Origin of the sequence: Streptomyces sp. NPDC002265, assembly GCF_040296125.1 — a bacterium.
Lineage (GTDB): Bacteria > Actinomycetota > Actinomycetes > Streptomycetales > Streptomycetaceae > Streptomyces.
Map to the genome: position 1 here is coordinate 1 of NZ_JBEOWS010000481.1, position 5909 is coordinate 5909.

The 5909-nt window shown below is 74.8% G+C and carries 1 protein-coding gene; it reads right to left on the bottom strand.

From position 1 onward, the window contains the following. Positions 1 to 5876 (bottom strand): non-ribosomal peptide synthetase (locus ABT085_RS43005; protein ID WP_351621642.1); only part of this gene is annotated, 5876 nt, incomplete at its 3' end. Positions 5877 to 5909 lie beyond the last annotated feature (33 nt).

The following is a 5909-nucleotide window of genomic DNA, read 5'->3' on the forward strand; positions in this document are numbered from 1 at the left end:
GTGTGGGGGGCCCGGCCGGGCGGGGCCACGACGGCGACCTGGGCGACGCCGGGGTGTGCGGCCAGCGCCGCCTCGATCTCGCCGAGCTCGATCCGGAAGCCACGTACCTTCACCTGCTGGTCGGCCCGGCCGACGTAGCGCAGGCTGTTGTCCGCCGCGCGGCGCACCACGTCGCCGCTGCGGTACATCCGTGATCCCGCAGGTCCGAAGGGATCGGCCACGAAGCGCCCCGCGGTCAGGCCGGGCCGGTTCAGGTAGCCGCGGGCCAGGCCTTCGCCCGCGACGTACAGCTCGCCGGGCACGCCCGGGGCCACCGGTCGCAGGTGGGCGTCCAGCACGTAGGTCCGCAGGTCCGCGAGGGGCGCCCCGACCTGGCCCGCGGGGGTGTCGGTCCGGTCGAGCGCTGCGTACGTGACGTGCACCGTGGTCTCGGTGATGCCGTACATGTTGACCAGGCGCGGCGCGTCGTCCGGGTGCCGCTCGTACCAGCTGGCCAGCCGTGCGTGCTCCAGCGCCTCGCCGCCGAACACGACGGTCCGCAGCGCGAGTTCACGCGGGTGCTCGGCGTCCGCCTGCATCAGCTGGTAGAACGCGGACGGCGTCTGGTTGAGCACGGTCACGCGCTCGCGGGCGAGGAGCTCCAGGAAGCGGCCGGGCGAGCGGCTGGTCTCGTGGTCCACGACCACCAGCCGGCCGCCGTGCAGCAGCGGACCCCACAGCTCCCACACCGAGAAGTCGAAGGCGTAGGAGTGGAAGAGGGTCCAGACGTCGTCGGCGGAGAAGCCGAACAGCCTCTCGGTGGTGCCGAACAGCCGCACCACGTTCCGGTGCGTGACCACCACGCCCTTGGGGTTGCCGGTGGAACCGGAGGTGTAGATGACGTAGGCGGCGTGGCCGGGGTCGAGCTGGACCTCCGGGTCCGTGTCCGCTAGCCCGGCCAGGTCGGCGGTGTCCAGCAGCAGCCGGTCCACCGCCTCCGCGCCCGGCAGGTCGCCGACGCGGCTTGTGGTCACCAGGAGCGCGGGCCGGGCGTCCTGGAGCAGGTAGGCGATGCGGGCGGCCGGGTACTGCGGGTCCACCGGGAGGTAGGCGCCGCCCGCCTTCAGCACGGCGAGCACCGCCACGACCTGCTCGGCCGAGCGCGGCAGGGCCAGCGCCACGCGCTGCTCCGGACCCACTCCCCGGGCGATCAGGGCGTGCGCGAGCCGGTTGGCGCGGGCGTTCAACTCGGCGTAGGTCAGGGTGCCTTCGCCGTCCGTGAGGGCGACGGCGGATGGGTTCTCCCGTACCTGCCGCTCGAACAGCCCGGTCAGGCCGCTGTCCGAGGGCTCCTCGCTGCGGCCGGCGGGCGCCGGGAGCAGGGCGCGGAGTTCGTCGGCGGACAGCACGTCCACGCGGCCGATCCGCCGGCCGGGGTCGGCGACGACGGCGCGCAGCAGCCGCAGCCACCGCTCGACGATCCCGCTCACGCCGTCCTCGTCGAACAGGTCGGTGCTGTACTCCACCACGCCCGACAGACCGTCCTCGCCGGGCTGTTCGGCCAGGACGAAGGTCAGGTCGCACTTGGCCGTCCCGGTGTGGACCAGGCCGGTCGTCACCCGCAGCCCCGGCAGGTCGAACGTGCCGAGCGGCGCGTTCTGCAGGGCGAGCATGGTCTGGAACAGCGGGTGGTGGGCCAGCGTACGGGTCGGGTTGAGCGCCTCCACCAGGTGCTCGAACGGCACGTCCTGGTGCGCGTACGCGGCCAGCGCGCCGGCCCTCACCCGGCCCAGCAGTTCGGTGAACGACGGGTCGCCGGAGAGGTCGGTGCGCAGCACCAGGGTGTTGACGAAGAAGCCGACCAGTTCGTCCGCGGCCTCGTCGGTGCGTCCGGCGATCGGCGTGCCCACGGGTACGTCGGTGCCCGCGCCCAGCTTGCCCAGCAGGGCGGCCAGCCCGGCCTGGAGCACCATGAAGAGGCTGGCCCCGCCGTCCCGGGCGAGCGCGCGCAGGCCCTGGTGCAGCTCGGCGTCGATCCGCACCGGCAGATGGGCGCCGCGGTAGGACATCGCGGCCGGCCTGGGCCGGTCGAACGGCAGCTCCACCTGCTCCGGAAGACCGGCCAACTGCTGACGCCAGTAAGTGAGTTGACTGCTCAGCAGGCTGTCCGGGTCCGAGCCGTCGCCGAGCAGCTCCCGCTGCCAGAGGGCGTAGTCGGCGTACTGGACCGGCAGCGGCGCCCACTCCGGCTTCCCGCCCTCGGCGCGGGCCGCGTAGGCGGCCGTGAGGTCCCGCAGGAGCGGCCCCGTCGACCAGCCGTCGCCGGCGATGTGGTGCACCACCAGCAGCAGCACGTGCTCCTCGTCCGCGAGCCGGAAGAGTTCGGCGTGCAGCGGCGGCTCCGCGGCGAGGTCGAAGCCGTACCGGGCCGCCTTCGCCAGCCGCTGCGGCAGCTCGCGTTCGCCGAGTTCGGTCACCCGCAGCCGCGGCCGGGCCTCCTCCGGGTCCAGCACCCGCTGGCACGGCACGCCGTCGGCCGTCGGGAAGACGGTGCGCAGGCTCTCGTGCCGCTCGACCACGTCCGCCAGGGCGGCTTCCAGGGCCCGCCGGTCCAGGCTCCCCGACAGCCGCAGGGTCAGCGGGATGTTGTAGGTGGCGCTCGGCCCCTCCATGCGGTGCAGGAACCACAGCCGGCGCTGTGCGAAGGACAGCGGGACGGTCTCCGGCCGCTCGCGCCGCCCCAGCGCCGGACGCGCCCGGCCCGCGACGTCCACGGCCGCCGCCAGTTCCGCCGCCGTCGGCGCGTCGAACAGATCGCTCAGCCTGAGCTCCACGCCCAGCACCGAACGCACCCGGGCGATCAGTCGGGTGGCCAGCAGGGAGTGCCCCCCGAGGTCGAAGAAGCTGTCGTCCGGCCCGGGCTCGGCCACTCCGAGCACCTCGGCGAACAGCCCGACGAGCAGGTGCTCGGTCGCGGTGCGCGGTGCGCGGCCCGACGCGACGGGCTGCCGCCCGGGCTCCGGGAGCGCCCGCCGGTCGAGCTTGCCGTTCGGGGTCAGCGGCAGCGCGTCCAGCAGCACGTACGCGGCCGGCACCATGTGCCGGGGCAGCCGGTCCCGCAGATGGTCGCGCAGGTCGTCGTCGGTCACGGTGGCGCCCGGCTCGGGCACCGCGTAGGCGACCAGCCGCGGTTCCTCCTCGGTGCGCACCGTCACGGCGGCCCGGGCGACCCGCGGGTGCTCGGCGAGTACGGCCTCGATCTCGCCGAGCTCGACCCGGAAGCCGCGGATCTTGACCTGGTCGTCGGTGCGGCCGAGGAACTCCAGGTTCCCGGCCGCGTCCCAGCGCACCAGGTCCCCGGTGCGGTACATCCGCGCCCCGCTCGGCCCGAACGGGTCCGCGACGAACCGCCCGGCGGTCAGCCCCGGCCGGTTCAGGTAGCCGCGGGCCAGGCCCGCGCCCGCGATGTACAGCTCGCCCGCGGCACCGGTCGGCAGCGGCCGCAGGGCGCCGTCGAGGACGTACAGCCGGGCGTTGGTGACCGGCCGGCCGATCACCGGGCGTGGGCTCGAACCCACCTGCGCGACCACCGAGTTGACGGTGCACTCGGACGGTCCGTAGAGGTTGAGGCAGGCCACGCCGTCCGCGGCGCGCAGCTGCTCCCACAGCCGCTCCGGGACGGCCTCGCCGCCCGCCGCGACCAGTGCCGGACGGTACCGCGGGTCACTCAACAGGCCATGGTCGACGAGCACTTGAAGGTAGGACGGGGTGGCCTCGAGGTAGTCCAGTCCGTGGCGCGCCGCGTAACCGACCAGGGCGCCGGGGTCGGTCCAGGTCGCGTGCTCCAGGACGTGCAGCTCGTGGCCCCCGAACAGGGCGAGCAGCTGGTTCCAGGAGGCGTCGAAGGACACCGAGGTGGTCAGCGCGGCCCGCAGCCGCGGCCGCTCCTTCAGCACCGGCGCGAAGTGCAACTGCCGGAGGTCGGTGAGCAGGTCGAGCAGACCGCCGTGGGTCGCCAGCACGCCCTTGGGCCGGCCGGTGGAGCCGGAGGTGTGGATGACGTAGGCCGGGAAGTCCGGGTCGACGGCCACCATCGGGTCGGCCGCCGGGCAGCCGGTCACCAGGGCGGCCGTCTCCGGGTCGTCGAGCACCAGCCGGCCGACGGGCCCCGCCCCGGGCAGCCGTCCCGCGCTGCCGGAGTCCGTGACCAGCAGGGCCGGCCGGGCGTCGTCGATCAGGTACGCGATCCGGGCGGCCGGATACTCGGGGTCGACCGGGACGTACGCCGCACCGGTCTTCAGCACCGCGAGGATCGCCACCACCAGCTCGGCCGAGCGCGGCAGCGCCACCGCCACCCGCCGCTCCGGCCCCGCGCCCCGGGCGATCAGGGCGTGCGCCAGCCGGTTGGCCCGCGCGTCCAGTTCCGCGTACGTCAGCGAGACGTCGCCGCACACCAGCGCGACCAGGTCCGGAGTCGCCCGGACGTGCTCCCGGAACAGCTCCGGCAGGCTCGCGGCCGGGGCCGGGGCCACCGGTCCGGCGCCGAGCACCGCCAGCTCTCGGCGCTCCTGGGCGGTGAGCAGCTCGATCCGGCCCACCGGCTCGTCCTCGTCGCAGTCCGCGAGGGTGTCAAGGAGCGCGAGCAGTCGCTCTTGGTGACCGGCGAGGTCGCCGTCGCCGTACGCCTCGGGCGAGCCGTGCAGCCGCAGCAGCGGCGGGTTGCCGTCCCGGTAGTCGAAGACCCAGACGGCGAGGTCGGTGGTCGACCCGGACACGAAGTGGTGCACGGAGGCCGGGTGCCCGGCGAAGCTCGGCCTGGAGTTGAAGGCCATGATGTTGACGATCAGCGGGAACGCCGTGCCGATGCCGCCGGAGGCGCCGAGGTCCCGCAGCAGGTCCTCGCTGCGGTAGCGCTCGTGCGCGACGGCCGTCTCGACCTCCCGCGCCGCCTGGGCGACGAGTTCGCGCCACGGCATGTCCGCCCGCACGGTCAGCCGCAGCGGCACCACGTTGGACGTCGTGCCCGGCACCGCCGTCAGGTCGCGGTCGGCGCCCCGGCGGGCGGTGACGGGCAGGGCGAGCACCACGTCCTGACTGCCGGTCAGCCGGTGGGCGTAGAGCGCCGTCGCCGCGACCAGCAGCCGGGACCACCGCACGCCGCAGCGTCCGGCCGCCGCCCGCAGGGCGTCCGGGCGGCGCAGTTCCCGCTCCTCGGCCAGCCGGAGGGCGCGGTGCGGGTCGGTCGCGGAGGCGTCGGTGAGCCGGGTCGGGGCGGGCAGGTCGGCGAAGCGCCCGGTCCAGTAGGCGCGGTCGGCGGCGAAGCCGGCGGAGGCGCGGTAGGCGGCGTCGCTGTCGACCAGGTCCCGCAGCGGGCCGAACGGGCAGGGCGGCACGGCGCCGCCCTCCGCCAGTGCCGAGTACACCTCGCCGACCCGCTGCCGCAGCATCGAGCTGCTGATCGCGTCCAGCACCACGTGGTGGTAGTTCAGGTACCAGAGGTACTCCGTCGGCGACGCCTCGATCAGCGCGTGGCCGAACAGCGGGTCCCGGGCGAGGTCGAGCGGGCGCAGCAGGTCCCGCTCCATCCATTCCAGGGCGGCCGCCCTGGGGTCGGGCTCCCCGCTCAGGTCGAGGTGGACCGGAGCCCAGTCCCAGCTCTCCCGGATGACCTGGCGCGGGCCCTCCCCGTCGTCGACGAAGGTCACGTGCAGGGCGTCGACCTCGTCGACCACCCGGCGCAGCGCGGTCTCGAACAGCTCCCGGTCCACCGGCCCGTGGATCTCCAGGCACTCGCCGACGCGGTAGCCCGGGATCGGCGTCCGGGAGCGCTGCTCGGCGAGCCAGATCTCGCGCTGGGCCGCGGTCAGGGGAAGAGAGTCGCCGTCGCGACGGGGCATGGGGGGATACCTCCATGAGTGGGGGGAGGAGTG